This window comes from Pseudomonas sp. TSRC2-2 (assembly GCF_049897785.1).
Lineage (GTDB): Bacteria > Pseudomonadota > Gammaproteobacteria > Pseudomonadales > Pseudomonadaceae > Aquipseudomonas.
In genome coordinates this window covers 55,320-81,916 of record NZ_JAFCWZ010000003.1, presented here as the reverse complement: position 1 = coordinate 81,916, position 26,597 = coordinate 55,320, and the positions used below count along the sequence as shown (strand labels likewise).

Genomic DNA, 26,597 nt, shown 5'->3' with positions numbered 1-26,597 from the left:
TTGTTTCAATATATTTGACATAAGCTGGCCATACGGCCTTGCGGTGTTCATTTTAATAAACATAGACTTTGGGCCATTCCAGCCAACGCGCCGTCATTAGCGGAGAAAACAACAATGAACATCCAGAACGTCGTCGACATCAGCCTCGCCAGCAGCGAAGCCGAGCGCTATCGCCCGGACCCTGCGAAAGTGCTCAAAGGTGACCCTGAGCAGGCGGTGTTTCATCAATACGACAGCCCTTGCGGACAGATGGGCGTTGGCGTGTGGGAAGGCGCAGTAGGTCAGTGGACGGTGAATTACACCGAGCATGAATACTGCGAGATTCTGCAGGGGGTTTCGGTATTGCGTGACAGCGATGGCAATGCCAAGACCTTACGGGTGGGCGATCGCTTCGTGATTCCGGCTGGGTTTCGCGGGACCTGGGAAGTGCTGGAGGCTTGCCGCAAGATTTATGTGATTTTTGAACAAAAGGCCTGATTTGACACAGGCGGTGACGATAGCTACCAGACAGGCGCAACGCCTTTTGTCGACCCGGATCCTTAACGATATAAATAACTACTGCACGTCGTCGTGGATTGTGCCGGATGCTGCAACCGGTCTCGAACAAAGAGACTCGACAGCATCAATCACAAGGAAGCGACTCCAATGATCAAGTATCTGAAAACCGGCATCCTGACCGGCGTGCTGCTGCTCGCCGCGCAGGCATCAGCCCAGGGCGAACCGGCACCTCAGCGTTGCAACACACGCTGGGCGCAGGAATTTATAGGCCAGTTTCTGACGTTTGCCGTCAAAGAAGAGGTTCGCAAGCAGGCGCGCGCCACCAGCGTGGTGGTCAACTCGCTTGATCGCCAGCACCAGAACAATCGCTTGCGCATCCAGACCGATCTGGATCTGAAAATCACTCATCTGGATTGCGGCTGACCTGTGAGCACTGTCCAGACACGGACAACAAAAAAGGCCCGTATCGTAAGATACGGGCCTTTTTCGTAAGTCAGGAAAAATCAATTACTTGATTTTGCCTTCCTTGTACATCACGTGCTTGCGAACAACCGGATCATATTTCTTGATCTCGATTTTGTCCGGAGTAGTACGCTTGTTCTTGTCGGTAGTGTAGAAGTGACCAGTACCGGCGCTCGAGATCAAACGAATCAATTCACGCATGATTAGCTCCCTTAAATCTTGCCATCGCGGCGAAGTTCGGCGAGCACGACAGTGATGCCACGCTTGTCGATGATACGCATGCCTTTGGCAGATACGCGCAGACGCACAAAACGTTTCTCTTCTTCAACCCAGAAGCGGTGATGCTGCAGGTTCGGCAGGAAACGACGACGGGTTTTGTTGTTTGCGTGGGAAATGTTATTCCCAGTCACCGGACCCTTACCGGTAACTTGACATACTCTCGACATGCCTCAGCCCTCTAAAACCACATGCCCAACCCGGCATGGGTTGGCCGCTTAATCTCTCAGTCATTTGGCGCCAGGCGCCGCGTTTCTTTAGAGGTCTTACCGGCTACACCTACAGTGAAGGAACCGGGCCCCTAGAAAAGAGCGCTGCTTTATACCAGAAAGACTGGGGTGCAACAACAATCGGTGTGCAATCAATCGGCAAAAGGGCGATTTTTTCCGTCGCAGACGCCTTGGGCAAAGGCTGCGGCCGGTTTTGACCACTCGTCGCAGAAATCCGACCCTACAGGCCTTTCAGACTTTTCATCTCGCCAGCGGTGCTCGAAACCGAACAAGACTGCGCCTGAAAATGCAAAAATGGGATAGTCATTTGCAATTCAGAGCTCTAGGGTAGGACTTTTCCAGACTGCACTTGCAGATGGGCCTTCGATCTGTAAAGGAAACCGACCATGCGCCTCGCTGCCCTACCCCTGTTGCTCGTCCCGCTCCTGCTGAGCCCCCTCGCCCAGGCCGCCGCGCTGAGCGTGTGTACCGAGGCCAGCCCTGAAGGGTTCGACGTGGTGCAGTACAACTCGCTGACGACCACTAATGCCTCGGCCGATGTGCTGATGAACCGTCTGGTGGATTTCGACACCGCCAGCGGCAAGGTCATCCCGAGCCTGGCCGATAGCTGGGAAGTCAGCACTGATGGTCTGACGTACGTGTTCAAACTGCACCCGCAGGTGAAGTTTCATACCACCGATTATTTCAAGCCGAGCCGCGAGCTGAGTGCTGAAGACGTCAAATTCAGCTTCGACCGCATGCTCGACCCGGCCAATCCGTGGCACAAAGTCGCCCAGAGCGGCTTCCCGCATGCGCAATCGATGCAGCTGCCGAGCCTGATCAAGAAGATCGACGCCCTCGACCCGCTTACTGTGCGTTTCACACTTGATCATCCGGACTCGACCTTCCTCGCGACCCTGAGCATGGGTTTCGCCTCAATCTACTCCGCCGAATACGCCGACAAACTGATGAAGGCTGGCGCTACCGAAAAGCTCAACAGCCAGCCGATCGGCACTGGGCCGTTCGTGTTCAATCGTTTCCAAAAGGACGCGGCGATCCGCTACAAGGCCAATCCCGACTATTTCCATGGCAAGCCTGCCGTCGACCCGCTGATCTTCGCTATCACGCCAGACGCCAACGTGCGCCTGCAAAAACTGCGGCGCAATGAATGCCAGATCGCCCTGTCGCCGAAACCACTCGACGTACAGGCCGCGCTGAAAGAACCGACACTGAAAGTCGAAAAGACTGACGCGTTCATGACCGCATTCGTGGGCATCAACAGTCAGCATCCACCACTGGACAAGCCGGAAGTGCGCCAGGCGATCAACCTTGCCTTCGACAAGACCAACTACATCAAAGCCGTGTTCGAAGACACCGCCGAGGCTGCCAACGGCCCGTACCCGCCGAACACCTGGAGCTACGCGAAGAACCTGCCGGGCTATCCGCACGACGTGGCCAAAGCCAAGGCGCTGCTGGCCAAGGCCGGATTGAAGGACGGCTTTCAGACCACGATCTGGACGCGTCCATCGGGTAGCCTGCTCAACCCGAACCCGAGCCTCGGCGCGCAAATGCTGCAGTCGGATCTGGCCGAGATCGGCATTCAGGCCGAGATCCGCGTGATCGAATGGGGCGAACTGATTCGTCGCGCCAAGGCCGGTGAGCATGACCTGCTGTTCATGGGCTGGGCCGGCGACAATGGCGACCCGGACAATTTCCTCACCCCGCAATTTTCCTGCGCGGCGGTCAAATCCGGCACCAACTTCGCGCGGTACTGCAATGCCGATCTGGACAAGCTGATCAGCGCCGGCAAGACCACCAGCGAACAAGGCGTACGTACCAAGCTGTATGAACAGGCACAGGCGCAGATTCAGCAGCAGGCATTATGGCTGCCGCTGGCGCACCCGACGGCGTATGCGCTGACGCGCAACGACATCAAAGGCTATTCGGTGAGCCCGTTCGGTCGGCAAGACTATTCCAGAATCAGCCTCAAGCCCTAGGCGGCAAGCCTCAAGCTAGAGCCGACCGCGCACGGCTCTGGCTTGCCGCTTGTAGCTCGATACTTGCCGCTGTCCCTTTACATCCAGCCACACTCCGCCATCGACAGCGGTTCGCCATCGCCGACGATGAAGTGATCAAGCACCCGCACGTCAATCAACTCCAGGGCCTGCCGCAGGCGCTTGGTCAGCAGCCGATCCGCCTGACTCGGATCGGTGTTGCCGGACGGATGGTTATGGCAAAGGATCACCGCCGCTGCGTTATTGGCCAGCGCGCGTTTCACCACTTCTCGGGGATGCACGCTGGTGTTGTCGATCGAGCCGCGAAACAGCGCCTCGAAATTCAGCACCTGATGTTTCGAATCGAGAAACAGACAGCCGAACACCTCGTGCGGCTCATGCCGCAGCATCGCCTTGAGGTAGTCGCGAACGACTTGAGGGTTTTCCAGTGCCGGTTTCTGCCGTGAGCGTTCGGCCAGATGGCGCTTGCTCATTTCCTGAGCGGCTTGCAGTTGGGCGAATTTGGCAGGGCCGAGGCCCATTTGTTTGCTGAATGCGTCCTGATCGGCCTCGAGCAGTAAACGCAGGCTGCCGAATTGAGTCAGCAGATGTCTGGCGAGGTCCACAGCGCTTTTCCCGGGCAATCCGGTGCGCAGAAAAATCGCCAGTAACTCAGAGTCCGAGAGGCTCCCCGCTCCATGCTCCAACAACCTCTCCCGCGGCCGTTCCGCCGCCGGCCAATCGCGAATACTCATACACACTCCCTGTCTGTGGGCGCCGCTGTTCCGTAGCGGTCGCTGTGATATCGTAGCCCATCTTTTTGGCGGTCGATTCAACCCTGGGGAGGGGCATCGCGCCGCAGTCATCAACGAAATGAAAGGCAGACCTATGCAGCGGCTGTATCGGAAACGCATCGTTCTGGGCGTCGGCGGCGGCATTGCGGCCTACAAGAGCGCCGATCTGGTTCGCCGCCTGATCGACCAGGGCGCTGAAGTGCGCGTGGTCATGACCCATGGCGGCGCCGAGTTCATTACCCCGCTGACCATGCAGGCCCTGTCGGGCCACCCGGTGCACCTCGACTTGCTCGACCCGGCCGCCGAAGCCGCGATGGGCCATATCGAGCTGGCGAAGTGGGCCGATCTGGTGCTGATCGCCCCGGCCACCGCCGACCTGATTGCGCGCCTGGCGCAAGGCATCGCCAACGATTTGCTGACCACACTGGTGCTGGCCACCGATGCCGTCGTGGCCGTCGCGCCGGCGATGAATCAGGCAATGTGGCGCGACCCGGCCACTCAGGCCAACCTGCAACTGCTGGAAAGTCGTGGCCTGAAGACCTTCGGCCCGGCGTCCGGCAGCCAGGCCTGCGGCGACGTCGGCATGGGCCGCATGATGGAGGCCACCGATCTGGCGCTGCTCGCCGCCGATTGCTTCCAGCGCCTGGCCCTGACCGGCAAGCATGTGGTGATCACCGCCGGCCCCACCCAGGAAAACATCGACCCAGTGCGCTACATCACCAACCACAGCTCCGGCAAGATGGGCTTTGCCCTCGCCGAAGCGGCCGTGGAAGCCGGCGCCCGCGTCACTTTGATCAGCGGCCCGGTGCACTTGCCGACGCCAGATCGTGTAACGCGGATCGACGTGGTCAGCGCCCGCGACATGCTCGCCGCCTGCGAATCGGCCATGCCATGCGACGTGTTCATCTCGTCGGCTGCGGTGGCGGACTACCGGCCGGAAGTCGTCGCGCCACATAAACTCAAGAAAGATCCTACGAGCGGGGACGGCTTCGTCCTGCAAATGGTGCGCAACCCGGACATCCTCGCCACCATCGCGACCCGTCCCGACCGTCCGTTCAGTGTCGGCTTCGCCGCCGAAACCGAACACCTGCTCGACTACGCTGCACGCAAGCTGAAGGACAAGAATCTCGATTTGATCGTCGCCAACGACGTCGCCAACCCGAGCATCGGCTTCAACAGTGAAGAGAACGCCTGCAGCGTCATCGACCGTGAGCTGCACGCCACGGTTTTCGCCCAGACCAGCAAGAGCAAGATTGCTCGCCAACTGGTCACTTTTATCGCCGAACGTCTGAACCAGGTTTAATTTACATGCACGCTTTGCAAGCCAAGATCCTCGATCCACGCATCGGCACCGACTTCCCGCTGCCGCAATACGCCACGCCGGGCTCCGCCGGCCTCGACCTGCGCGCCATGCTCGATCAGGACACCGTGATCAAGCCGGGGGAAACCGTGCTGATTCCCACCGGCCTGTCGGTCTACATCGGCGACCCGAATCTCGCTGCACTGATCCTGCCGCGCTCCGGCATGGGCCATAAACACGGCATCGTCCTGGGCAATCTGGTCGGCCTGATCGACTCCGACTACCAAGGCCCGCTGATGGTGTCCTGCTGGAACCGCGGCCAGAGCGACTTCACCATGACCGTCGGCGAACGCCTGGCGCAATTGGTGCTGGTACCGGTGGTGCAGGCTCACTTTGAAATGGTTGAAGAGTTCGTCGAGACCGAGCGTGGCACCGGCGGCTTTGGCCACACTGGCACCAAGTAACTGAATATCCCCTGTAGGAGCTGCCGCAGGCTGCGATCTTTTGACTTTGTTTTTTCAAGATCAAGATCAAAAGATCCCAGCCTGCGGCAGCTCCTTCACGGAAATTTGTACAGATTCGCTTGAACGGTTAAGCGCGGAAAATCAAGGTTTTGCCAGTCGCGAGCCCGGCCAGCGGAGGCGTCATGGCCCTTTCATAGCACGAACTCTCTGTGCAAAACGCCGTCATACCCTTCAGTTTGAGCCTGCCGTCGAACATTTCGCCGGCGTGTCCCGCCCTTTCCGAGATGGAGCATGTCCACAGATGAGCACCCCCGCCAAAATCGCCCCTAAGCTGCCTGACAGCATTTTCCGCGCCTACGACATTCGCGGCACCGTGCCGGATTTTCTCAACGGTGAAACCGCTTACTGGATTGGCCGCGCCATCGGCTCGCAGAGCCTGGCCCAAGGCGAACCGAATGTGTCGGTCGGTCGCGACGGTCGCCTGTCTGGCCCGGAACTGGTCGCGGAACTCATTCGCGGCATCGCCGAAAGTGGTTGCCACGTCAGCGATGTGGGCCTGGTACCAACGCCAGCGCTGTACTACGCCGCCAACGTGCTGGCCGGCAAGTCCGGGGTGATGCTCACCGGTAGCCACAACCCTTCGAATTACAACGGTTTCAAGATCGTGATCGCCGGCGACACCCTCGCCAACGAACAGATCCAGGTGCTGCACGAGCGCATCAAGAACAATGACCTGAGCACTGGCCAGGGCAGCGTCACTCAGGTCGAAATCCTCGACCGTTACAACACCGAAATCGTCCAGGACATCAAACTCGCCCGTCGTCTGAAAGTCGTGGTCGACTGCGGCAACGGCGCGGCCGGTGTGATCGCTCCGCAACTGATCGAAGCGCTGAACTGCGAAGTCATCCCGCTGTTCTGCGAAGTCGACGGCAACTTCCCGAACCATCACCCGGATCCGGGCAAACCGGAAAACCTCGTCGACCTGATCGCCAAGGTCAAGGAAACCAACGCCGACATCGGCCTGGCCTTCGACGGCGACGGCGACCGCGTCGGTGTGGTGACCAACACCGGCAGCATCGTCTACCCGGATCGCCTGCTGATGCTTTTTGCTCGCGACGTAGTGGCTCGAAATCCGGACGCGGAGATCATCTTCGACGTCAAATGCACCCGTCGCCTGGTGCCGCTGATCAAGGAATACGGCGGTCGGCCGCTAATGTGGAAGACCGGTCACTCGTTGATCAAGAAGAAAATGAAGCAATCCGGCGCGCTGTTGGCCGGCGAAATGAGCGGGCACATCTTCTTCAAGGAGCGCTGGTTCGGTTTCGACGACGGCATCTACAGCGCCGCACGTCTGCTGGAGATCCTCAGCAAGGAAAAATCCACTGCGGAAGAGCTGTTTGCGACCTTCCCGAACGATATTTCCACGCCGGAGATCAATATCCATGTGACCGAAGAGAGCAAATTCAGCATCATTGATGCACTGCACGATGCTCAGTGGGGCGAAGGCGCCGACCTGACCACCATCGACGGCGTGCGGGTCGATTACGCCAAAGGCTGGGGCCTGGTGCGCGCGTCCAACACCACACCGGTGCTGGTGCTGCGTTTCGAGGCCGATGACGAGGCTGAATTGCAGCGCATCAAGGATGTATTCCACGCCCAACTTAAACGCGTTGCACCTGATCTCCAACTACCGTTCTGATCCACCCGGAGCCCTGAATGACCCTCGAACGCGAAGCCGCCGCCAACACTGCCAAGGTCCTGTCCGAAGCGCTGCCTTACATCCGACGCTATGTCGGCAAGACCCTGGTGATCAAATACGGCGGCAACGCGATGGAAAGCGAGGAGCTGAAAACCGGCTTCGCCCGCGACATCGTGCTGATGAAAGCCGTAGGCATAAACCCGGTGGTCGTGCACGGTGGCGGCCCGCAGATCGGTGATCTGCTCAAGCGCCTGTCGATTGAAAGCCATTTCGTCGACGGCATGCGCGTCACCGACGCCGCGACCATGGACGTTGTGGAAATGGTCTTGGGCGGTCAGGTCAACAAGAGCATCGTCAACCTGATCAATCGCCATGGTGGCAGCGCCATCGGCCTGACCGGTAAAGACGCCGGGCTGATTCGCGCGAAAAAGCTCACCGTCTCCCGTCAGACCCCGGAGATGACCCAGCCGGAAATCATCGACATCGGTCATGTCGGCGAAGTGGTCGGGATCAACACCGAGTTGCTCAATTTGCTGGTCAGAGGCAACTTCATCCCTGTCATCGCGCCAATCGGCGTCGGTGAGAACGGCGAGTCGTACAACATCAACGCCGACCTCGTGGCGGGCAAGGTTGCCGAAGCGCTGAAAGCTGAAAAGCTGATGTTGCTGACCAATATTGCCGGCCTGATGGACAAGTCGGGCACCGTATTGACCGGCCTGAGCACGCAGCAGGTCGACGACCTGATCGCCGACGGCACGATCTATGGCGGCATGCTGCCGAAGATCCGCTGCGCACTGGAAGCGGTTCAGGGCGGTGTTGGCAGTTCGCTGATCATCGATGGTCGCGTGCCGAATGCGATCCTGCTGGAAATCTTCACTGACACCGGCGTGGGTACGCTGATCAGCAATCGCAAGCGTCCATGATCGCTAATCGCTGAAAGCAAAAGATCGCAGCCTTCGGCAGCTCCTACAGGGATTTCGTACAGACGAGAACCCGCTTTCTGTAGGAGTTGCCGCAGGCTGCGATCTTTTTGGCCGCGAAGGAAACGCCTGACTCGACATAGCGAAACGTCCGACATCCCCCCAGAACAAATCGCCCTAGGATCTTCCCTTCATTCAGTGGAGATCTTCCCATGCAAAAAGACAGCGTTCCTTACGGCAGTGACATTTCGGCTGGCACTTACGCCTGCGTGGACTGTGGCCGAGAGTATTCAGGCCCCTCGCAAACTTCGATGCCGCCCTGCCCTGACTTCACGCAAGCGTCTCATCCTCTCAAGGGCTGGAAAGTCCTGCGCGGGCAGGGAGACGCACCGCAGGATCCCTATCCAGCAACCAGCGACAAATAACCCGGAGCGCCTGAGCCATGCGGATCTCGTTCACGATCGACGCCGACGCTTTCGAGCAGGAACAGAAGGAGCCGGTGAAAAAAACCTTGCGCATCGGCGACGCCGAAATCGCCCACGCACTGGAGCGGATCGCCAAGGCGAGCCTGACTGAATACCTGAAAATGCTGGTCGAGGGCGGCATGCCCAGCCGGGCCGACGAAGCCAAACAGGATCGTCTGCTGTATCTGATTCAGAGCTACTTCGGGCAAACGCTGCCGACCGAATCGCAGATCTCGACGATCTTTCAACTGACCCAGAGCCAAAGCAAAACCCTGCTGAAGAATACTGTTTCACGCTTTCGCAACCAGCTCGACGACATCCTGCAGCACAGCATGCGCGCGGTGATCGAGTCTGCCGAACATGCGCAAAACGTGTTTCTGGTGGTGATCAGCTCGGACGTGATTCGCGATGAGCTGAACATGCTCATCACCCAAAACGAGCCGACGTTCAAACCCATCACCAAGCGAAAGGGCAGCGCCGGACAGTTCGAGATCAGCGAAGATTCCCACGCATTGCTCTGCGCAACGCTGGGCTTGAATGCCGTTCAGTGACATTGTCGCGGTCAGCGGCTTGCTGCTGACCCTGACCACGTGCATGTTCAACCTGGCATGGCCGGCGCTCAACGAAGCGCTGGCTGAGGATCAATATCAAACGGGTTCGCAGGGCCGAAAACGCAGTCGAGACAAGGTGATGGCTGCTTTCTACTGGCGAGCATTGCCATTGACGTGCGCTTTCGTGGCATTGTTCTACGTCAACTTGCCGGCAGCGGTTCGCATCATCGGCAGCAGCACGCTGGATCTGTGGGATTTCGATGTGGATCACACGCTGTATGTGATGGTGGTAGCTGCGCTGCTGGTATTCGCGCTGGTCAATGTTGGACTCGCGCTGAGGCTGCTCGGCAAATGGCGCAAATTGCGTTAGCCCCCCCCCTGTAGGAGCTGCCGAAGGCTGCGATCTTTTGATTTTGTTTTGTCAGATCAAGATCAAAAGATCGCAGCCTTCGGCAGCTCCTGCAGGTTCGTCTCAGACGCCAAACTGGGCGCGATAGGCTTCGACGGCTGGCAAGTGCTGCTTGAGCTGCGGATCGTCGGCGAGGAATTCCAGCACCTGATTCAGCGAAACGATGCTGATCACCGGAATGCCGAAGTCGCGCTCGACTTCCTGGATCGCCGACAACTCGCCGTTGCCTCGCTCCTGACGGTTCAGCGCGATCAGCACACCGGCAGCCTTCGCGCCGTCCTGGGAAGCGATGATCTGCATTACTTCGCGAATGGCGGTGCCGGCGGTGATTACATCGTCGATGATCAAGACTTCACCAGTCAGCGGTGCGCCGACCAGGCTGCCACCCTCGCCGTGGGCCTTGGCTTCCTTGCGATTGAAGCACCATGGCAGGTCGCGGCCGTGATGTTCGGCCAGCGCAACGGCGGTAGTCGCCGCCAGCGGAATGCCTTTGTAAGCCGGGCCAAACAGAACGTCGAAGGGGATGCCGCTTTCGGCAATGGCGGCAGCGTAGAAACGCCCCAGTTGCGCCAGGGCCGAACCCGAGTTGAACAGGCCGGCGTTGAAGAAGTAAGGACTGGTGCGCCCGGACTTCAGGGTGAACTCACCGAAGCGCAAAACGCCGCGATCGATGGCAAAACGAATGAAATCGCGCTGATACGCTTGCATGAAAAAAACCCCAAATACCACGGATTTAGCTAATTAGCTTGACGCCGTGTATCATACACGCACGCGATTTTTGGGGCCATTTATGCGGATCATCAGTGTGAACGTCAATGGTATTCAGGCGGCAGTCGAGCGCGGTTTGCTCAGTTGGCTGCAAGCCCAGAATGCCGACGTCATCTGCCTGCAGGACACCCGTGCCTCCGCCTTTGAACTGGATGACCCAGCCTTCCAACTGGATGGCTACTTCCTTTATGCCTGCGATGCTGAAGTCCCTGCCCAAGGCGGCGTGGCTTTGTATTCGCGGTTGCAACCGAAGGCTGTCATCAGCGGTCTCGGTTTCGAGACGGCCGACCGCTACGGGCGCTACCTGCAAGCAGATTTCGACAAAGTCAGTATTGCCACCTTGCTGTTTCCTTCGGGGATGAACGGCGATGAGGACTTGAACCAGAAGTTCAAGCTCATGGACGACTTCGGCAAGTACCTGGACAAACAGCGACGCAAACGTCGCGAGTACATTTATTGTGGCTCGCTGTACGTTGCGCAGCAGAAACTCGACATCAAGAACTGGCGCGACAGCCAGCAATCTCCAGGTTTCCTGGCGCCGGAACGCGCCTGGATGGACGAGATTGTCGGCAACATGGGCTATGTCGATGCGTTGCGTGAAGTCAGTCGTGAAGGTGACCAGTACAGCTGGTGGCCGGATAACGAACAGGCCGAAATGCTCAATCTGGGCTGGCGTTTTGATTACCAGATCCTGACGCCGGGCCTGCGTCGTTCGGTGCGCAGCGCACGCCTGCCGCGTCAGCCCCGATTCTCGCAGCACGCGCCATTGATCGTCGACTACGACTGGACGCTGACTATTTAAGCGTCGTAAGCGCAGCCAAAGAAAATGCCCGCATCGTGAGACGCGGGCATTTTTCATGGGCGCCCTATCTAGACCGCCGCGAAGAATGGCAACGTCAGGTACAGCTTGATCACGATGACGTTCACGATATCGATGAAGAACGCTCCCACCATCGGCACCACCAGAAAGGCAATCTGTGACGGCCCGTAGCGTTGCGTCACTGCTTGCATATTGGCAATGGCCGTCGGCGTGGCACCAAGACCGAAGCCGCAATGGCCAGCAGCGAGCACAGCGGCATCATAGTTGCTGCCCATTACCCGGAACGTCACGAAAATCGCGAACAGCGCCATGACCAATGCCTGCACGGCCAGAATAATGAAGATCGGCAACGCCAGCGCCGCCAGATCCCAAAGCTTCAGTGACATCAACGCGATCGCCAAAAACAACGAGAGGCTTACGTTGCCCAGCACCGAGACCTCACGCTCGAATACCTGATACAAACCGAGCGCTGACAACCCGTTACGCAACATCACGCCCACAAACAGAACGCAGACAAACGTCGGCAGCTCGAAAGCAGTGCCCTGCAGCAAGCCATTCAAAAGATTGCCTGCGAGCAGGCTGACCGCAATCAACGCCAGTGTTTCAACGAACGAAAAAGGTGTGATCGAACGCTCTTTGTTTGGCTGTTCAAAACCTTTTGGCAGTCGCGGCGCTTGTTGCGCACTGCAGCCCGGCACTTGCACACGCTTGATCAGCAACCGGGCGACGGGCCCGCCGATCAGCCCACCCAGGACCAGACCGAACGTCGCGGAGGCCAGCGCCAGCTCCGAAGCCGAGGCCAGACCATATTTCTCGCTGAACACCGCGCCCCATGCAGCACCAGTTCCATGGCCACCGGCCAGCGTGATCGAGCCCGTCAGCAAGCCCATTAAAGGGTCGAGCCCGAGCAGGGTTGCCAAGCCGATTCCCATGGCGTTCTGCACCACCAGCAAGCCAATGACCGCCAACAGGAAAATGCCGACAATGCGGCCGCCCTTTTTCAGACTAGCAAGGTCGGCACTCAAGCCAATCGTGGCAAAGAACGCCAACATCAACGGTGTTTGCAATGATGTATCGAAGCGAACTTCAATATCGAAAGTGCGCAATATCAACAAAAGCACGGCAACCACCAGGCCGCCCGCTACCGGTTCAGGAATGTTGTAACTTCGCAGAAAGCCAACACGCGTAACCAGTCCGCGTCCGAGCAATAGCACTAAGGAAGCGGCTACGAGCGTGCCGTAAAAATCAAGCTGAATCATGTGGATTATTCTTGCTATGTATTCACAAGGCGAGCTTTTACCCTGGGCCCGACGGGTGAAATGGCTGATCGTCTCAACACTGATTACTAGGGAATTCAAGTGCCTTCGATGGCTTGAACATATCGAAATGTTTCAGCGGAAACATTACACCGAGCAACTTTAACAACCCGCTCGCGACACTAACAAGGACGGGGACAAACACTTGCCCGATAAGTTGTGACCAAAGATGTAACTGAAGAAATTCAGTTAATAGATGCCAAACCGCACATCGACAACAGACTAGTCCTACAACAAAAACCCATTATTTAATTGCATAAATAAAAAATACCCCGACATCTCGGGGCATTTCTGATACTGCCATTCAGCGGACCACTACTTGATCAGTCGCCAGGTGAACGGATATCTGTATGGGAAACCTTCGTTGGCCTTGACCCCTGCGATGATCGTCAGGACCAGTGCCGCAATCGCCAGCAAGCCAAACAGAAAGAAACCAATGATCAACAGCATGAGGAGGAAGCAGATCATCGAAGCAATGGCGACAGTGATCTGAAAATTCAGCGCCTCTTTGCCCTGCGCATCGATGAAAGGGTCCTTCACACGCTTCATCTGCCACAGGATCAGCGGCCCGACGAGATTGCCGAACGGAATCCAGATCCCCAGCAACGCGGACAAGTGACAGAACATCGCCCACTGGCGAACCTCCTGGCTCGGTTTGGGCAGCAACTCTTGCTCGTCACTCATCACATCCTCCTTGTGGTCAAAAACCTCAGTCGGCCAGTGCAGCCTTCTGCAGCTCGAAGATTTCGTTCATGCCTTTCTTCGCCAGTTCCAGCATGGCGTTCAAGTCTTCCGGCTGGAACGGCGCGCCTTCAGCGGTGCCCTGTACTTCGATGAAGCCACCGGTGCTGGTCATCACTACGTTCAGGTCGGTTTCAGCCGCGGAATCTTCAAGATAGTCCAGATCCAGTACTGGCTCGCCCTGGTACATGCCCACCGAGACCGCGCCGATCATTTGCTTGAGCGGGTCGCCGCCCTTCAAGCCGCCGCGTTTCTTGATTACTTTCAAGGCGTCGACCAGTGCAACCATGGCGCCAGTGATGGACGCGGTACGAGTGCCGCCATCGGCCTGGATCACGTCGCAATCGACGTACAGCGTCACGTCGCCGAGCTTGGACATGTCCAGCGCCGCACGCAGGGAGCGGCCGATCAGACGCTGGATTTCCAGAGTTCGGCCGCCCTGCTTGCCACGACTGGCTTCACGCTGGTTACGCTCGCCGGTAGCGCGCGGCAGCATGCCGTACTCGGCAGTCAGCCAGCCCTGGCCCTGGCCTTTGAGGAAGCGCGGCACGCCGTTTTCGACGCTGACGGTGCAGATGACCTTGGTATCACCGAATTCGACCAGTACGGATCCCTCGGCGTGTTTGGTGTAGTTGCGGGTGATGCGGATCGAGCGGAGCTGATCGGCAGCGCGACCACTTGGACGTTTCATAGGGATACCTGTACTGAGGACGGAAAACTGCCGAGCATTATAGAGCCCCGCACCGCGAGTGGGCACTGGTTAAAACCGCCGGCCGACGACCGAAGCCCCTCAAGCGCGCATAACCGACGGGCTGCAGCGCTTTGTCACACCGTGTGTTTGGGCGCATTCACCGCACTGCGCTACAATCCTGCGCCTTTGCTGCCAGTCGGCTTAAATTCATTGAAATCGCGCCTGCGAAACACCGTTTCGCGCCGATCTGCATTGCGAGGTCACCGCCATGGTGCACAGCATGACCGCCTTCGCCCGCGTCGAAAAAGCCGGCGTTCAGGGCACCCTGAGCTGGGAACTGCGCTCGGTCAACAGCCGCTATCTGGAACCGCACCTGCGTTTGCCTGAATCGTTTCGTGACCTTGAGGGCGCCGTGCGTGAGGCGCTGCGTCAGGGCCTGTCGCGAGGCAAACTGGAATGTACGCTGCGCTTCACCGAGGAAAGCACCGGCAAGCCGCTGCAGGTCGACCGCGAGCGCGCCGCGCAGTTGGTCGCCGCTGCGGAAACCGTTGCCGGCCTGATCAAGAATCCCGCCGCGCTGAATCCCTTGGAGGTGCTGGCCTGGCCCGGCGTGCTGGTGGCCGATGCGACCGACCCGCAAGCGCTGAACGCCGAAGCGCTGGCGCTGTTCAATCAGGGCTTGAAGGATCTGAAGGCTGGCCGCGAGCGTGAAGGCGCGGAGCTGGCCCGCTTGATCAACGACCGCCTGACGGCCATCGAAGAAGACGTGGTGACCCTGCGTGAACTGGTGCCGCAGATGCTCGCCACCCAGCGCCAGAAAGTCCTCGACCGCTTCGCCGACATGAAGGCCGAGCTCGACCCGCAGCGACTGGAACAGGAAATGGTCATCCTCGCGCAAAAAAGCGACGTGGCCGAAGAACTGGATCGACTGAGCACTCACATCATCGAAGTCCGCCGGGTGCTCAAGTCCGGCGGCGCGGCCGGACGCCGCCTCGACTTCCTGATGCAGGAACTCAACCGCGAAGCCAACACACTGGGCTCCAAGGCCTTCGACCCGCGCAGCACCCAGGCCGCCGTCAACCTCAAAGTGTTGATTGAGCAGATGCGCGAACAAGTGCAGAACATTGAGTAAGGCTACCCCCGACATGACCCAACACACCGGCACCCTGTACATCATTTCCGCGCCATCGGGCGCGGGCAAGAGCAGTCTGGTCAAGGCGTTGACCGACGCCGATCCGGAAATCCGCGTCTCGGTCTCCCACACCACCCGCGCCATGCGTCCCGGCGAAGTGGACGGCGTGAACTACCACTTCGTGACCCGCGAAGAGTTCGTGAAAATGGGCGAGCACGGTGACTTCCTTGAACGCGCCGAAGTCTTCGGCAACTTCTACGGCACCTCGCAAAGCCGTCTGCAACAGACGCTGGACGAAGGTCATGACCTGATTCTGGAAATCGACTGGCAAGGCGCCGAGCAAGTGCGCAAGCTGATGCCGCAAGCGCGCTCGATCTTCATCCTGCCGCCGTCGCTGCAAGCGTTGCACCAGCGCCTGACCAACCGTGGCCAGGACAGCGATGAGATCATTGACGGCCGCATGCGCGAAGCGGTCAGCGAGATGAGCCACTATGTCGATTACGACTACGTGATCATCAACGACGATTTCGCCCATGCGCTGGACGATCTGAAAGCGATTTTCCGCGCCAATCAGCTGCAACAGAAACGTCAGCAAGTACGCTTCGGCAAATTACTGGCTGAATTGCTCGGCTGAAACAGCACTTCCCAAAATGCCTGCAAGCGCTTTACATTGGTGCTTGCAGCGCGTTGAAGGGTTTGATCAAAAAATCAGCGCTTCCCTAATCGCTGGTGATTTTTTAAACTGCTCAGTCCGCTCGCCCAACCGGGCAGCGCGCATATTGCATTCGCTCCGAGGAATACCATGGCCCGCGTAACCGTTGAAGACTGCCTAGAACACGTGGAAAACCGCTTTGAGCTGGTCATGCTCTCTACCAAGCGTGCCCGTCAACTGGCCACCGGCGGCAAAGAGCCATTGGTGCAGTGGGAAAACGACAAGCCGACCGTTGTCGCGCTACGTGAAATTGCTGAAGGCGTGATGAGCTACGAGTACATCGCCGAGCAGGAAATCGTCCAGGATGAGCCGCTGTTCGCAGCGTTCGAGGACGAGTCGAACGAGGCCGTCTAAGCCTATGCCTGGTCGACGTAGCACGGCGCGGGGTCACAGCTTGCGGCAGGATTCATCATGCCGAGCATAGACGCCCTCGCCGATCGCTTATCGACCTACCTCGGCAACGACCAGGTCAACCTGGTCCGCCGAGCGTATTTCTACGCCGAACAAGCCCATGACGGTCAGCGCCGTCGCAGCGGCGAGGCGTACGTCACGCATCCTCTTGCCGTGGCAAATATTCTTGCCGACATGCACATGGACCATCAGAGCCTGATGGCCGCGATGCTGCATGACGTGATCGAAGACACCGGTATCGCCAAAGAAGCGCTGCAAGCGCAGTTCGGCGAAACCGTGGCCGAACTGGTCGACGGGGTCAGCAAACTGACCCAGATGAACTTCGAAACCAAAGCCGAAGCCCAAGCCGAAAACTTCCAGAAAATGGCCATGGCCATGGCACGCGACATTCGCGTGATCCTGGTCAAGCTCGCCGACCGCCTGCACAACATGCGCACACTGGAAGTGCTGTCCGGTGAAAAACGCCGGCGCATCGCCAAGGAAACCCTCGAGATCTACGCCCCCATCGCCAACCGGCTGGGCATGCATGCGATCCGCATAGAATTCGAAGACCTCGGTTTCAAGGCGATGCACCCGATGCGTTCCGCGCGGATCTATCAGGCGGTCAAGCGCGCCCGGGGCAATCGCAAGGAAATCGTCAACAAGATCGAAGAATCCCTCGGCCATTGCCTCGCCATCGACGGCATCCAGGGTGAAGTCAGCGGTCGGCAGAAACACCTCTACGGCATCTACAAAAAGATGCGCGGCAAGCGTCGGGCGTTCAACGAGATCATGGACGTCTACGCGTTCCGGATCATCGTAGACAAGGTCGATACCTGCTACCGCGTACTGGGTGCTGTGCATAATTTGTACAAACCGTTGCCCGGGCGCTTCAAGGATTACATCGCCATCCCCAAGGCCAACGGCTATCAGTCGCTGCACACCACGCTGTTCGGCATGCACGGTGTACCGATCGAGATCCAGATCCGCACCCGCGAAATGGAAGAGATGGCCAACAACGGCATCGCCGCGCATTGGCTGTACAAGTCCAGCGGCGATGAGCAGCCGAAAGGCACACATGCCCGCGCCCGCCAGTGGGTCAAAGGCGTGCTGGAAATGCAGCAACGCGCCGGCAACTCGCTGGAATTCATCGAAAGCGTGAAGATCGACCTGTTCCCGGACGAGGTCTATGTGTTCACGCCCAAAGGCCGGATCATGGAGCTGCCGAAAGGCTCCACTGCAGTCGACTTCGCCTACGCAGTCCACACCGACGTTGGCAACAGTTGCATCGCCTGCCGCATCAATCGTCGTCTCGCACCGCTGTCCGAACCGCTGCAGAGCGGCTCCACGGTCGAGATCGTCAGCGCACCCGGCGCCCGGCCAAACCCGGCATGGCTCAACTTCGTTGTTACCGGCAAGGCGCGCACGCACATTCGTCACGCGCTGAAACTGCAGCGCCGCTCCGAGTCCATCAGTCTCGGCGAACGTTTGCTGAACAAGGTTCTCAACGGTTTCGACAGTTCGCTGGAGAAAATCCCGGCCGAACGCGTCAAGGCGATGCTCACCGAGTACCGCCTCGAATTGATCGAAGACTTGCTCGAAGACATCGGCCTGGGCAACCGCATGGCCTATGTGGTCGCCCGTCGCCTGCTCGGCGAAGGCGAGCAACTGCCAAGCCCGGAAGGCCCGCTGGCGATTCGCGGCACCGAAGGTCTGGTGCTCAGCTACGCCAAGTGCTGCACGCCGATACCCGGCGACCCGATTGTCGGCCACCTGTCGGCGGGCAAAGGCATGGTCGTGCACCTGGACAACTGCCGCAACATCAGCGAAATCCGGCACAACCCGGAAAAGTGCATCCAGCTCTCGTGGGCCAAGGATGTCACCGGCGAATTCAACGTCGAGCTGCGCGTCGAACTGGAACACCAGCGCGGCCTGATCGCCCTGCTGGCCAGCAGCGTCAACGCGGCCGACGGCAACATCGAGAAAATCAGCATGGACGAACGCGATGGTCGCATCAGCGTCGTGCAACTGGTGGTCAGCGTCCACGACCGCGTGCACCTGGCCCGTGTGATCAAGAAGCTGCGCGCCTTGACCGGGGTGATCCGTATCACCCGCATGCGTGCATAACCTGCCCATTACAAGGAGTCCTACATGACCAAAACCGTCATCACCAGCGACAAGGCCCCGGCCGCCATCGGTACTTACTCCCAGGCGATCAAGGCGGGCAATACCGTGTACATGTCGGGCCAGATCCCGCTGGACCCGAAAACCATGGAACTGGTCGAAGGCTTCGAAGCCCAGACCGTCCAGGTCTTCGAGAACCTCAAAGCCGTCGCCGAAGCCGCCGGCGGTTCGTTCAAGGACATCGTCAAACTGAACATCTTCCTTACCGACCTGAGCCACTTCGCCAAGGTCAACGAGATCATGGGCAAGTACTTCGATCAGCCATACCCGGCCCGCGCCGCAATCGGCGTGGCGGCCCTGCCAAAGGGTTCGCAGGTTGAAATGGATGCCATTCTGGTCATCGAGTGAAGCGCACGGCGCGGCCTTCACGCCGCGCCGACTGCCGCAAGAAAAGGTTTTGAAAGGATTCCACCATGCGCAAAGCGCTAGCTCTCTCGCTGCTCGCCCTGTTTCTCGGCGGCTGCGCCAGCGACCCTGCCGACCGTGACATCAGCGGCACCTGGATCAACCAGGTGGCGATCGATGCCGCCGCCAAGGGCGGCCCCCTGCGCGAAGCGCTTCAGGCCTATGGCCCGAATCTGGAATGGGACGTCAACACCAAGGCCAGTCAGGCCCGCTACACCAACGGTTTTGAGAACGTCGAAGGGCGGCTGCTCGGCGAACAGTCCGGCGCCTGGAAAGTCGACTTTTATGGCAGCTCCGCCAGCGAACTGAAACGCGACGGCGGACGCCTGCAGCAAGCCGCCAGCGATAACGAACCCGAACAAATCTTCGATCGCGCACAGATCCCGGTGCCCGAAGGCGCGCCGATCGGTGCGAGCTTCGAGCGCGCGCTGTATTCGGCGTATCTGGGCGGCAACTGGACCATCGCCAGCGGTCAGGGCGAAGGCGGCACCGTGCAGTTTCAAGCCGATGGCCAGGTGACAGGCCTGCCGGGCGTTGATCGTTATGCTTTGTGCCTGGCTGGCGATTGCGCGTCGATGAGCAACGGCAACGACAGCATGTGGCTGCAGCTCAATGGTCAGGGCAATAACTGGATCTTCGTGCGCAAGGGCAAAGAGCTGGAGATTCTGCAGGCAGTTAACGCTGCGCTGGCGGATGAGCAACCGCAGTTCGCCGCGGGTGAGCGCAAGTGGTTGCTGGAGAAGCAGTGACCCCGCCTCAGGGATTGCAGCAAATCCAATGTGGGAGCGAGTTTGCTCGCGAACGCGGTAAAACAGCCAACGTAGATGTTGAATGTTAAGCCCTCTTCGCGAGCAAGCTCGCTCCCACAGCTGTTTTGTGAAGTTTGGAGGTCAGCAGCGACCCTCAAGAATCGCCGCGTAGCCTTCGCGGTAGGTCGGATAAGTCGGCACCCAGCCCAACGCTTTCGCCCGCGCATTGCTGCAACGCTTGCTGCCGGTACGGCGCACGCTGGCGTCTTCCGCCCATTCAGTCACACCCAGATATTCGCGCAGCCAGCCCACCACTTCGGCCAACGGCGCAGGCGCATCGTCTACACCAATGTAGAACTGTTCCAACTTCGCGCCCTCGCGGTCTTTCTCCAGCAGAAACGCCAGCAGACCCGCCGCGTCGTCAGCGTGAATACGATTGCCATACAGCGGCGGCTCGACGGCGACGCGGTAGCCGCGACGTACCTGAGTCAGCAGCCACTCGCGGCCGGGGCCATAAATGCCGGTCAGGCGCAGCACGCTCGCCGGGATGCCGCTGTTGAGCGCAACCTGCTCGGCTTCGAGCATCAAGCGACCTGAATAACCGGTCGCGACAGTCTCGCAAGTCTCATCGACCCATGCCCCGTCCTGCTGGCCATACACGCTGCTGCTGGATACGAAAATCACTCGCTCAGGCGCTTGCCCGTAGTCATCCAGCCAGCTCAGGACATTCTGCAAGCCTTGTACGTAGGCTTTGCGATAGCCCTCTTCATCGTGGTCGGTGGCCGCAGCGCAATACACCAGATAATCCACAGCCCCCACCGGCCAGGTAGCGGGACATTCTTCGTTGAACAAGTCGCCGGCGACGCCGATGACACCCTCCGGCAGCTTGGAAACGTCCCGGCGCAGGCCATGGACTTGCCAGCCAGCGACCAGTAATTGCGTGGCCAGACGACTGCCGACATCACCACAGCCGGCAATCAAAACAGAAGGCGCGGACATCAAAAAACTCCTATCGGAAAGGCACAGACTAGCTCCGGCAAAGGACGAACGGCTAGCAATGAAGGAAAAAAAGTTACTCTATTACTTTTGTTAACAAGAATTACTTGCAATAATGCAGGCCACTTTTGTTCTCGGCCTCACGAGGCCTGGAAGAGCAACAACGTTTTTCTATCTCAGGTCCGGCCAGCATGACACGTAATCAAACTCCCGCTTCGCCAACCATTCGACCTCGCGCCTGGAGCGCTGTCGCGGCTCTGTTGCTCAGCCTGATGCTGGCACCGACCGCCGCCTTCGCCGACGCTCAAGCGCCAGCAACCCCAACCGCCACCGAACAGAGCGCACCCGTTGCCGCTCCGGCTGCACCCGCCGCCACCGATCCGGTGCAGGCTGTCGATGCGGCCGAAGCGCCTGAAGTCCTCGAAGCCGACAACACCCTGGGCATGGCCCATGACCTGTCGCCATGGGGCATGTATCAGAACGCCGACATCGTCGTGAAAATCGTGATGATCGGTCTGGCCATCGCGTCGATCATCACCTGGACCATCTGGATCGCCAAAGGCTTCGAGCTGATGGGCGCCAAGCGTCGTCTGCGAGGCGAAATTGCCGCACTGAAAAAAGCCACCACCCTCAAAGAAGCCAGCGCCACGGCCGGCAAGGAAGGCACCCTCGCCAACGTGCTGGTGCATGATGCGCTCGAAGAGATGCGCCTGTCGGTCAACAGCCGCGAGAAGGAAGGCATCAAGGAACGCGTCAGCTTCCGCCTCGAGCGTCTGGTAGCTGCCTGCGGTCGCAACATGAGCAGCGGCACCGGCGTCCTCGCCACCATCGGTTCAACCGCGCCGTTCGTCGGCCTGTTCGGTACCGTGTGGGGCATCATGAATTCGTTCATCGGCATCGCCAAAACCCAGACCACCAACCTTGCCGTCGTCGCGCCGGGTATCGCTGAAGCGCTGCTGGCCACCGCACTGGGCCTGGTTGCCGCGATTCCTGCGGTGGTGATCTACAACGTGTTCGCTCGTTCCATCGCCGGTTACAAGGCGCAGGTTTCCGACGCATCGGCAGAAGTGCTGCTGCTGGTCAGCCGCGACCTTGACCACCAGCCTGAGCGCAGCTCGCAGCCGCACATGGTTAAAGTGGGGTAATCGGCCATGGGCCTGCATTTGAAAGAAGGCGCAGACGACGATCTGGCCGAGAACCACGAAATCAACGTCACGCCGTTCATCGACGTGATGCTGGTGCTGTTGATCATCTTCATGGTTGCCGCGCCGTTGGCCACCGTGGACATCAAGGTGGACCTGCCCGCTTCGACCGCCAAACCGGCGCCGCGGCCTGAGAAACCGGTGTTCCTCAGCGTGAAAGCTGACCAGCGCCTGTTTCTCGGTGACGACGAAGTGAAAGCCGAAGCACTCGGCGCCACCCTCGACGCCAAGACTCAGGGCAAGAAAGACACCACCATCTTTTTCCAGGCTGACAAAGGCGTGGACTACGGTGACCTGATGAGCGTGATGGACAGCCTGCGCGCCGCCGGTTACCTGAAGGTCGGCCTGGTAGGTCTCGAGACGGCAGCCAAGAAATGATCACGACGCGCCATAAGCTGACGCGTTACAGCGGTAGCCTGGCCGTGGTGCTGGGCGTGCATGCGCTGGCCATCGCGCTGGCGCTGAACTGGACTGCCCGCCCGCCCATCGAATTGCCGCCGCAGGCAATGATGGTCGAGCTGGCCCCGTTACCTGCCCCGCCACCGCCGGCACCGCCGAAAGTCGTCACACCGCCGCAGCCACCGGCTCCGGTGGAAGAGTTGCCGATTCCGAAACTGGCTGAAGCACCAAAAGCGGAAATCGCCGTACCGAAACCCAAGCCGAAGCCAAAGCCGAAACCGCCGAAGCCGGTCGAGAAGAAGCTGCCTGATCCGCCGAAGGAAAAACCTTCCGAGGAAAAGCCGGCCGACACCCAACCGACCCAGGCACCGACGGAGAAATCCGCCCAGCCGGCACCGGGCCCATCGCCAGCGCAACTGGCGGCCAAGGCCAGCTGGCAAGGCTCCCTGCTCGCGCATTTGCAGAAGTACAAGAAATACCCGCAAAGCGCACAGGCACGGGGCAAGGAAGGCTTGAATCGTCTGCGTTTCGTGGTTGATGGCGAAGGCAATGTGTTGTCGTTCGAACTGGTGGGCCGCTCCGGCAACGCTGATCTGGACCGGGCCACCCTGGACATGATCCGCCGTGCCCAACCGCTGCCCAAGCCGCCGGCTGACATGCTGAACAACGGCTCGATCGAAATTGTTGCGCCGTTTGTTTATTCCCTCGAGAGACGCCGCTGATTCAATGTGTGTGGGCTTGCTCGCGAATGCAGTGTGTCAGTCAATGTGATGCTGACTGACACGGCCTCTTCGCGAGCAAGCCCGCTCCCACAGGGGTTATGTGTTGAGCGTCAGATCGAGATAAAGGCACCGAAAGGTGCCTTTTGCGTATCTGCCTGCGGCAAACCCACATCGCCCGGTGTCGCACTCAGCCCTCAGTCTGATAACGTGCGTCTATCGATTGCAGCCGGTATGCTTGGCGCGCAACTTCATGGACGCTTGCTATGACCCTCACAGAATTACGCTACATCGTTACCCTCGCCCAAGAGCAGCATTTCGGCCACGCCGCCGAGCGTTGCCACGTCAGTCAGCCGACGCTGTCGGTGGGCGTGAAAAAACTTGAAGACGAACTCGGTGTGCTGATTTTCGAGCGCAGCAAAAGCGCCGTGCGCCTGACCCCGGTCGGCGAAGGCATCGTCGCTCAGGCGCAGAAAGTCCTGGAACAGGCCCAAGGCATTCGCGAACTGGCTCAGGCCGGCAAGAATCAGCTGACCGCGCCGCTGAAAGTCGGCGCCATCTACACCGTTGGCCCGTACCTGTTCCCGCACCTGATTCCACAACTGCACCGGGTCGCCCCGCAGATGCCGTTGTACATCGAAGAAAACTTCACCCACGTGCTGCGCGACAAACTGCGCAACGGCGAACTCGACGCGATCATCATCGCCCTGCCGTTCAACGAAGCCGACGTGCTGACCCTGCCGCTGTACGACGAGCCGTTCTACGTCCTGATGCCGGCCCAGCACCCGTGGACCAAAAAGGAAACCATCGACGCTGGCCTGCTCAATGACAAGAGCCTGCTGCTGCTCGGTGAAGGCCACTGCTTCCGCGATCAGGTGCTCGAAGCCTGCCCGACTCTGACCAAGGGCAACGACGGCGCCAAGCACACCACGGTGGAATCCAGCTCGCTGGAAACCATTCGGCACATGGTCGCGTCCGGCCTGGGCATCTCGATCCTGCCGCTGTCCGCGGTAGACAGCCATCACTATGCCCCGGGCGTGATCGAAGTACGCCCACTGACCGCACCGGTGCCATTCCGCACCGTGGCGATCGCCTGGCGTGCGAGCTTCCCACGGCCGAAAGCCATCGAGATCCTCGCCGACTCCATTCGCCTGTGCTCGGTGGCCAAGCCTGCCGCGCCGGTTTCGGCCGGTTAAGCGAGCGTCATGACGGAGCTGTCGCAAGTGTCGGTGACGGCACTCAAGGGTGTCGGCGAGGCCATGGCCGAGAAGCTGGCCAAGGTCGGCCTCGAGAATTTGCAGGACGTGCTGTTCCACCTGCCGCTGCGCTATCAGGATCGCACCCGCGTGGTGCCGATCGGCGCATTGCGGCCGGGGCAGGACGCCGTGGTCGAAGGCACCGTCAGCGGTGCCGACGTGGTCATGGGCCGTCGGCGCAGTCTGGTCGTGCGCTTGCAGGACGGTACCGGCGGTCTGAGTCTGCGCTTCTATCACTTCAGCAACGCGCAGAAAGAGGGTCTCAAACGCGGCACGCGGGTGCGCTGCTACGGCGAAGCGCGGCCCGGCGCGTCGGGTCTGGAAATCTATCACCCAGAATACCGCGCGATCACCGGCGACGAACCGCCGCCCGTAGACGAAACCCTGACACCGGTCTACCCGCTCACCGAAGGCCTGACCCAGCAGCGCTTGCGCCAGTTGTGCATGCAAACCCTGACGCTGCTCAAGCCGAGCACGCTGCCCGACTGGCTGCCGACCGAGTTGGCCCGCGACTATCAACTGGCGCCGCTGGCCGATGCGATCCGCTATCTGCACAACCCACCCGCCGATGCCGATGTCGACGAACTCGCCCTCGGCCATCACTGGGCGCAGCATCGTCTGGCGTTCGAAGAGTTGCTCACCCATCAACTGTCGCAACAGCGTCTGCGCGAAAGCATGCGATCCTTGCGCGCGCCAGCCATGCCGAAAGCCACCACGCTGCCGCCGAAATACCTGAAAAATCTCGGCTTCAACCCGACCGGCGCGCAACAGCGTGTCGGCAACGAAATCGCCTACGACCTCAGCCAGCACGAACCGATGCTGCGGCTGATTCAGGGCGACGTCGGCGCGGGTAAAACCGTGGTCGCCGCCCTCGCCGCCCTACAAGCGCTAGAGGCTGGTTATCAGGTCGCACTGATGGCGCCGACCGAGATCCTCGCCGAACAGCACTTCATCACCTTCAAGCGCTGGCTCGAACCGCTGGGGATCGACGTCGCATGGCTGGCCGGCAAGCTCAAGGGCAAAAACCGCGTCGCCGCGCTGGAGCAGATCGCCAGCGGCACGCCGATGGTGGTCGGCACTCACGCCCTGTTCCAGGACGAAGTGCAGTTCAAGAACCTCGCGCTGGTGATCATCGATGAACAGCACCGCTTCGGCGTGCAGCAGCGTCTGGCTCTGCGACAGAAAGGCGTTGGCGGGCGCATGTGCCCACATCAACTGATCATGACCGCCACACCGATTCCTCGGACGCTGGCGATGAGCGCCTACGCCGACCTCGACACCTCGATCCTCGACGAATTGCCGCCCGGCCGGACCCCGGTCAACACCGTGCTGGTCACCGACACCCGTCGCGTTGAAGTCATCGAACGCGTGCGCGGCGCTTGTGCCGAGGGTCGACAAGCGTATTGGGTGTGCACGCTGATTGAAGAATCCGAAGAGCTGACCTGCCAGGCCGCCGAAACCACTTTCGAAGACCTCACCGCCGCCCTCGGCGAATTGAAAGTCGGGCTGATTCACGGGCGGATGAAGCCGGTCGAGAAAGCTGCGGTCATGGCCGAATTCAAGGCCGGCAACCTGCAACTGCTGGTCGCCACCACGGTGATCGAAGTCGGCGTCGACGTGCCCAACGCCAGCCTGATGATCATCGAAAACCCCGAACGCCTCGGCCTCGCGCAACTGCACCAATTGCGCGGCCGCGTCGGTCGTGGCAGCGCGGCCAGTCATTGCGTGCTGCTTTACCATCCGCCGCTGTCGCAAATCGGCCGTCAGCGTTTGGGCATCATGCGCGAGACCAACGACGGTTTCGTCATCGCCGAGAAAGACCTCGAACTGCGCGGCCCCGGCGAAATGCTCGGCACCCGCCAGACCGGCCTGCTGCAATTCAAGGTTGCCGATCTGATGCGCGACGCCGATCTGTTGCCCGCTGTGCGCGACGCTGCGCAAGCCCTGCTGGAACGCTGGCCGACCCACGTCAGCCCGTTGCTCGACCGCTGGCTGCGGCATGGGCAGCAATACGGCCAAGTGTGAGCACGGTCGCAGTTTCTGACAGAACCTTGCGAACAAGCTGGTTATACTCCTG

At 59.8% G+C, this 26,597-nt stretch carries 28 protein-coding genes and 1 pseudogene; 21 read left to right on the top strand and 8 right to left on the bottom strand.

Going from position 1 to position 26,597, the window contains the following annotated elements:
- Positions 1–114: 114 nt before the first annotated feature.
- Together ACP7D9_RS06350 and ACP7D9_RS06345 are read left to right on the top strand one after the other, a co-directional pair.
- Positions 115–477, top strand: a complete 363-nt coding sequence (locus ACP7D9_RS06350; RefSeq protein WP_101161619.1) for a cupin domain-containing protein — start codon at positions 115–117, stop codon at positions 475–477.
- Positions 478–645: 168 nt separating this feature from the next.
- Positions 646–921 carry a peptidase inhibitor gene (locus ACP7D9_RS06345; protein WP_426156266.1) on the top strand — a complete coding sequence of 92 codons (276 nt, stop codon included), beginning with the start codon at positions 646–648 and terminating at the stop codon, positions 919–921.
- Between the two features lie 84 nt (positions 922–1,005).
- On the opposite strand, the gene rpmG is transcribed toward ACP7D9_RS06345, so the two are convergent.
- The gene (gene rpmG, locus ACP7D9_RS06340) at positions 1,006–1,161 is read right to left on the bottom strand and encodes a 50S ribosomal protein L33 (RefSeq protein ID WP_016772554.1); all 156 of its coding nucleotides are present in this window, start codon (positions 1,159–1,161) and stop codon (positions 1,006–1,008) included.
- Between the two features lie 11 nt (positions 1,162–1,172).
- The gene (gene rpmB, locus ACP7D9_RS06335; RefSeq protein WP_007920377.1) at positions 1,173–1,406 is read right to left on the bottom strand and encodes a 50S ribosomal protein L28; all 234 of its coding nucleotides are present in this window, start codon (positions 1,404–1,406) and stop codon (positions 1,173–1,175) included.
- Between the two features lie 446 nt (positions 1,407–1,852).
- On the opposite strand from rpmB, the gene ACP7D9_RS06330 reads away from it, so the two are divergent.
- Positions 1,853–3,442 carry an ABC transporter substrate-binding protein gene (locus ACP7D9_RS06330; RefSeq protein WP_426156264.1) on the top strand — a complete coding sequence of 530 codons (1,590 nt, stop codon included), beginning with the start codon at positions 1,853–1,855 and terminating at the stop codon, positions 3,440–3,442.
- A 77-nt stretch (positions 3,443–3,519) separates the two neighbouring features.
- Here ACP7D9_RS06330 and radC read toward each other — a convergent pair whose 3' ends face one another.
- Entirely contained in the window at positions 3,520–4,194 is a 675-nt protein-coding gene (gene radC, locus ACP7D9_RS06325; protein ID WP_312999792.1) for a RadC family protein, read from the bottom strand.
- Positions 4,195–4,327: 133 nt separating this feature from the next.
- Here radC and coaBC point away from each other — a divergent pair, with 133 nt between their 5' ends.
- The 6 genes and pseudogenes from coaBC to ACP7D9_RS06295 all read left to right on the top strand — a co-directional run bounded on the left by coaBC (position 4,328) and on the right by ACP7D9_RS06295 (position 10,001).
- Complete coding sequence (gene coaBC / locus ACP7D9_RS06320) at positions 4,328–5,536, top strand: bifunctional phosphopantothenoylcysteine decarboxylase/phosphopantothenate--cysteine ligase CoaBC (RefSeq protein ID WP_039757372.1); 1,209 nt, start codon at positions 4,328–4,330, stop codon at positions 5,534–5,536.
- 5 nt (positions 5,537–5,541) lie between these two features.
- Positions 5,542–5,997 (top strand): dUTP diphosphatase, encoded by a 456-nt coding sequence (dut, locus tag ACP7D9_RS06315; protein ID WP_208939256.1) that lies wholly within the window; start codon positions 5,542–5,544, stop codon positions 5,995–5,997.
- Between the two features lie 295 nt (positions 5,998–6,292).
- Positions 6,293–7,696, top strand: a pseudogene (locus tag ACP7D9_RS06310) (phosphomannomutase/phosphoglucomutase); the annotation flags it as partial.
- Positions 7,697–7,713: 17 nt separating this feature from the next.
- Entirely contained in the window at positions 7,714–8,619 is a 906-nt protein-coding gene (gene argB / locus ACP7D9_RS06305; protein WP_312999793.1) for an acetylglutamate kinase, read from the top strand.
- Positions 8,620–9,058: 439 nt separating this feature from the next.
- Entirely contained in the window at positions 9,059–9,631 is a 573-nt protein-coding gene (locus ACP7D9_RS06300; RefSeq protein ID WP_101161632.1) for a hypothetical protein, read from the top strand.
- A complete protein-coding gene (locus tag ACP7D9_RS06295) occupies positions 9,618–10,001 on the top strand; it encodes a hypothetical protein (RefSeq protein ID WP_426156261.1) in 384 nt (127 codons plus the stop codon). Before ACP7D9_RS06300 ends, ACP7D9_RS06295 begins: the two co-directional genes overlap by 14 nt.
- A gap of 102 nt (positions 10,002–10,103) precedes the next feature.
- On the opposite strand, the gene pyrE is transcribed toward ACP7D9_RS06295, so the two are convergent.
- The gene (pyrE, locus tag ACP7D9_RS06290) at positions 10,104–10,748 is read right to left on the bottom strand and encodes an orotate phosphoribosyltransferase (RefSeq protein WP_101161636.1); all 645 of its coding nucleotides are present in this window, start codon (positions 10,746–10,748) and stop codon (positions 10,104–10,106) included.
- Positions 10,749–10,830: 82 nt separating this feature from the next.
- On the opposite strand from pyrE, the gene ACP7D9_RS06285 reads away from it, so the two are divergent.
- Positions 10,831–11,610: an exodeoxyribonuclease III gene (locus ACP7D9_RS06285; protein ID WP_016772543.1), complete on the top strand. Its 780-nt coding sequence runs from the start codon at positions 10,831–10,833 to the stop codon at positions 11,608–11,610.
- 68 nt (positions 11,611–11,678) lie between these two features.
- Here ACP7D9_RS06285 and gltS read toward each other — a convergent pair whose 3' ends face one another.
- The 3 genes from gltS to rph form a co-directional block, all read right to left on the bottom strand.
- Positions 11,679–12,887: a sodium/glutamate symporter gene (gene gltS, locus ACP7D9_RS06280; RefSeq protein WP_101161638.1), complete on the bottom strand. Its 1,209-nt coding sequence runs from the start codon at positions 12,885–12,887 to the stop codon at positions 11,679–11,681.
- Between the two features lie 372 nt (positions 12,888–13,259).
- On the bottom strand, positions 13,260–13,628 hold the full coding sequence (locus tag ACP7D9_RS06275) for a DUF4870 domain-containing protein (RefSeq protein ID WP_426156258.1): 369 nt from the start codon (positions 13,626–13,628) through the stop codon (positions 13,260–13,262).
- Positions 13,629–13,653: 25 nt separating this feature from the next.
- Positions 13,654–14,376: a ribonuclease PH gene (rph, locus tag ACP7D9_RS06270; RefSeq protein ID WP_027610407.1), complete on the bottom strand. Its 723-nt coding sequence runs from the start codon at positions 14,374–14,376 to the stop codon at positions 13,654–13,656.
- Between the two features lie 268 nt (positions 14,377–14,644).
- Between rph and ACP7D9_RS06265 the strand changes: the two genes are divergently transcribed.
- From ACP7D9_RS06265 to ACP7D9_RS06240, 6 genes are all read left to right on the top strand, one after another.
- A complete protein-coding gene (locus tag ACP7D9_RS06265; protein WP_064600420.1) occupies positions 14,645–15,508 on the top strand; it encodes a YicC/YloC family endoribonuclease in 864 nt (287 codons plus the stop codon).
- A gap of 13 nt (positions 15,509–15,521) precedes the next feature.
- Positions 15,522–16,142 carry a guanylate kinase gene (gene gmk / locus ACP7D9_RS06260; RefSeq protein WP_426156256.1) on the top strand — a complete coding sequence of 207 codons (621 nt, stop codon included), beginning with the start codon at positions 15,522–15,524 and terminating at the stop codon, positions 16,140–16,142.
- Positions 16,143–16,310: 168 nt separating this feature from the next.
- Positions 16,311–16,574, top strand: a complete 264-nt coding sequence (rpoZ, locus tag ACP7D9_RS06255; RefSeq protein ID WP_039757363.1) for a DNA-directed RNA polymerase subunit omega — start codon at positions 16,311–16,313, stop codon at positions 16,572–16,574.
- 57 nt (positions 16,575–16,631) lie between these two features.
- Positions 16,632–18,737, top strand: a complete 2,106-nt coding sequence (gene spoT / locus ACP7D9_RS06250) for a bifunctional GTP diphosphokinase/guanosine-3',5'-bis pyrophosphate 3'-pyrophosphohydrolase (protein WP_007920338.1) — start codon at positions 16,632–16,634, stop codon at positions 18,735–18,737.
- 24 nt (positions 18,738–18,761) lie between these two features.
- On the top strand, positions 18,762–19,142 hold the full coding sequence (locus ACP7D9_RS06245; RefSeq protein WP_003229509.1) for a RidA family protein: 381 nt from the start codon (positions 18,762–18,764) through the stop codon (positions 19,140–19,142).
- A 65-nt stretch (positions 19,143–19,207) separates the two neighbouring features.
- On the top strand, positions 19,208–19,948 hold the full coding sequence (locus ACP7D9_RS06240) for a hypothetical protein (RefSeq protein WP_101161642.1): 741 nt from the start codon (positions 19,208–19,210) through the stop codon (positions 19,946–19,948).
- Positions 19,949–20,089: 141 nt separating this feature from the next.
- Here the strand turns inward: ACP7D9_RS06240 and ACP7D9_RS06235 are convergent, their stop codons facing one another.
- On the bottom strand, positions 20,090–20,947 hold the full coding sequence (locus ACP7D9_RS06235; RefSeq protein ID WP_312999796.1) for an SDR family oxidoreductase: 858 nt from the start codon (positions 20,945–20,947) through the stop codon (positions 20,090–20,092).
- Positions 20,948–21,135: 188 nt separating this feature from the next.
- Here ACP7D9_RS06235 and exbB point away from each other — a divergent pair, with 188 nt between their 5' ends.
- The 5 genes from exbB (at position 21,136) to recG (ending at position 26,545) form a co-directional block, all read left to right on the top strand.
- Entirely contained in the window at positions 21,136–22,089 is a 954-nt protein-coding gene (gene exbB, locus ACP7D9_RS06230; RefSeq protein WP_101161646.1) for a tonB-system energizer ExbB, read from the top strand.
- Between the two features lie 6 nt (positions 22,090–22,095).
- Positions 22,096–22,524, top strand: coding sequence for a TonB system transport protein ExbD (gene exbD / locus ACP7D9_RS06225; RefSeq protein WP_101161648.1), 429 nt, complete (start codon positions 22,096–22,098; stop codon positions 22,522–22,524).
- Positions 22,521–23,267 carry a TonB family protein gene (locus ACP7D9_RS06220; RefSeq protein ID WP_426156252.1) on the top strand — a complete coding sequence of 249 codons (747 nt, stop codon included), beginning with the start codon at positions 22,521–22,523 and terminating at the stop codon, positions 23,265–23,267. Before exbD ends, ACP7D9_RS06220 begins: the two co-directional genes overlap by 4 nt.
- A 263-nt stretch (positions 23,268–23,530) precedes the next feature.
- Positions 23,531–24,460: a LysR substrate-binding domain-containing protein gene (locus ACP7D9_RS06215; protein ID WP_426156250.1), complete on the top strand. Its 930-nt coding sequence runs from the start codon at positions 23,531–23,533 to the stop codon at positions 24,458–24,460.
- Positions 24,461–24,469: 9 nt separating this feature from the next.
- On the top strand, positions 24,470–26,545 hold the full coding sequence (recG, locus tag ACP7D9_RS06210; RefSeq protein ID WP_426156248.1) for an ATP-dependent DNA helicase RecG: 2,076 nt from the start codon (positions 24,470–24,472) through the stop codon (positions 26,543–26,545).
- Positions 26,546–26,597 lie beyond the last annotated feature (52 nt).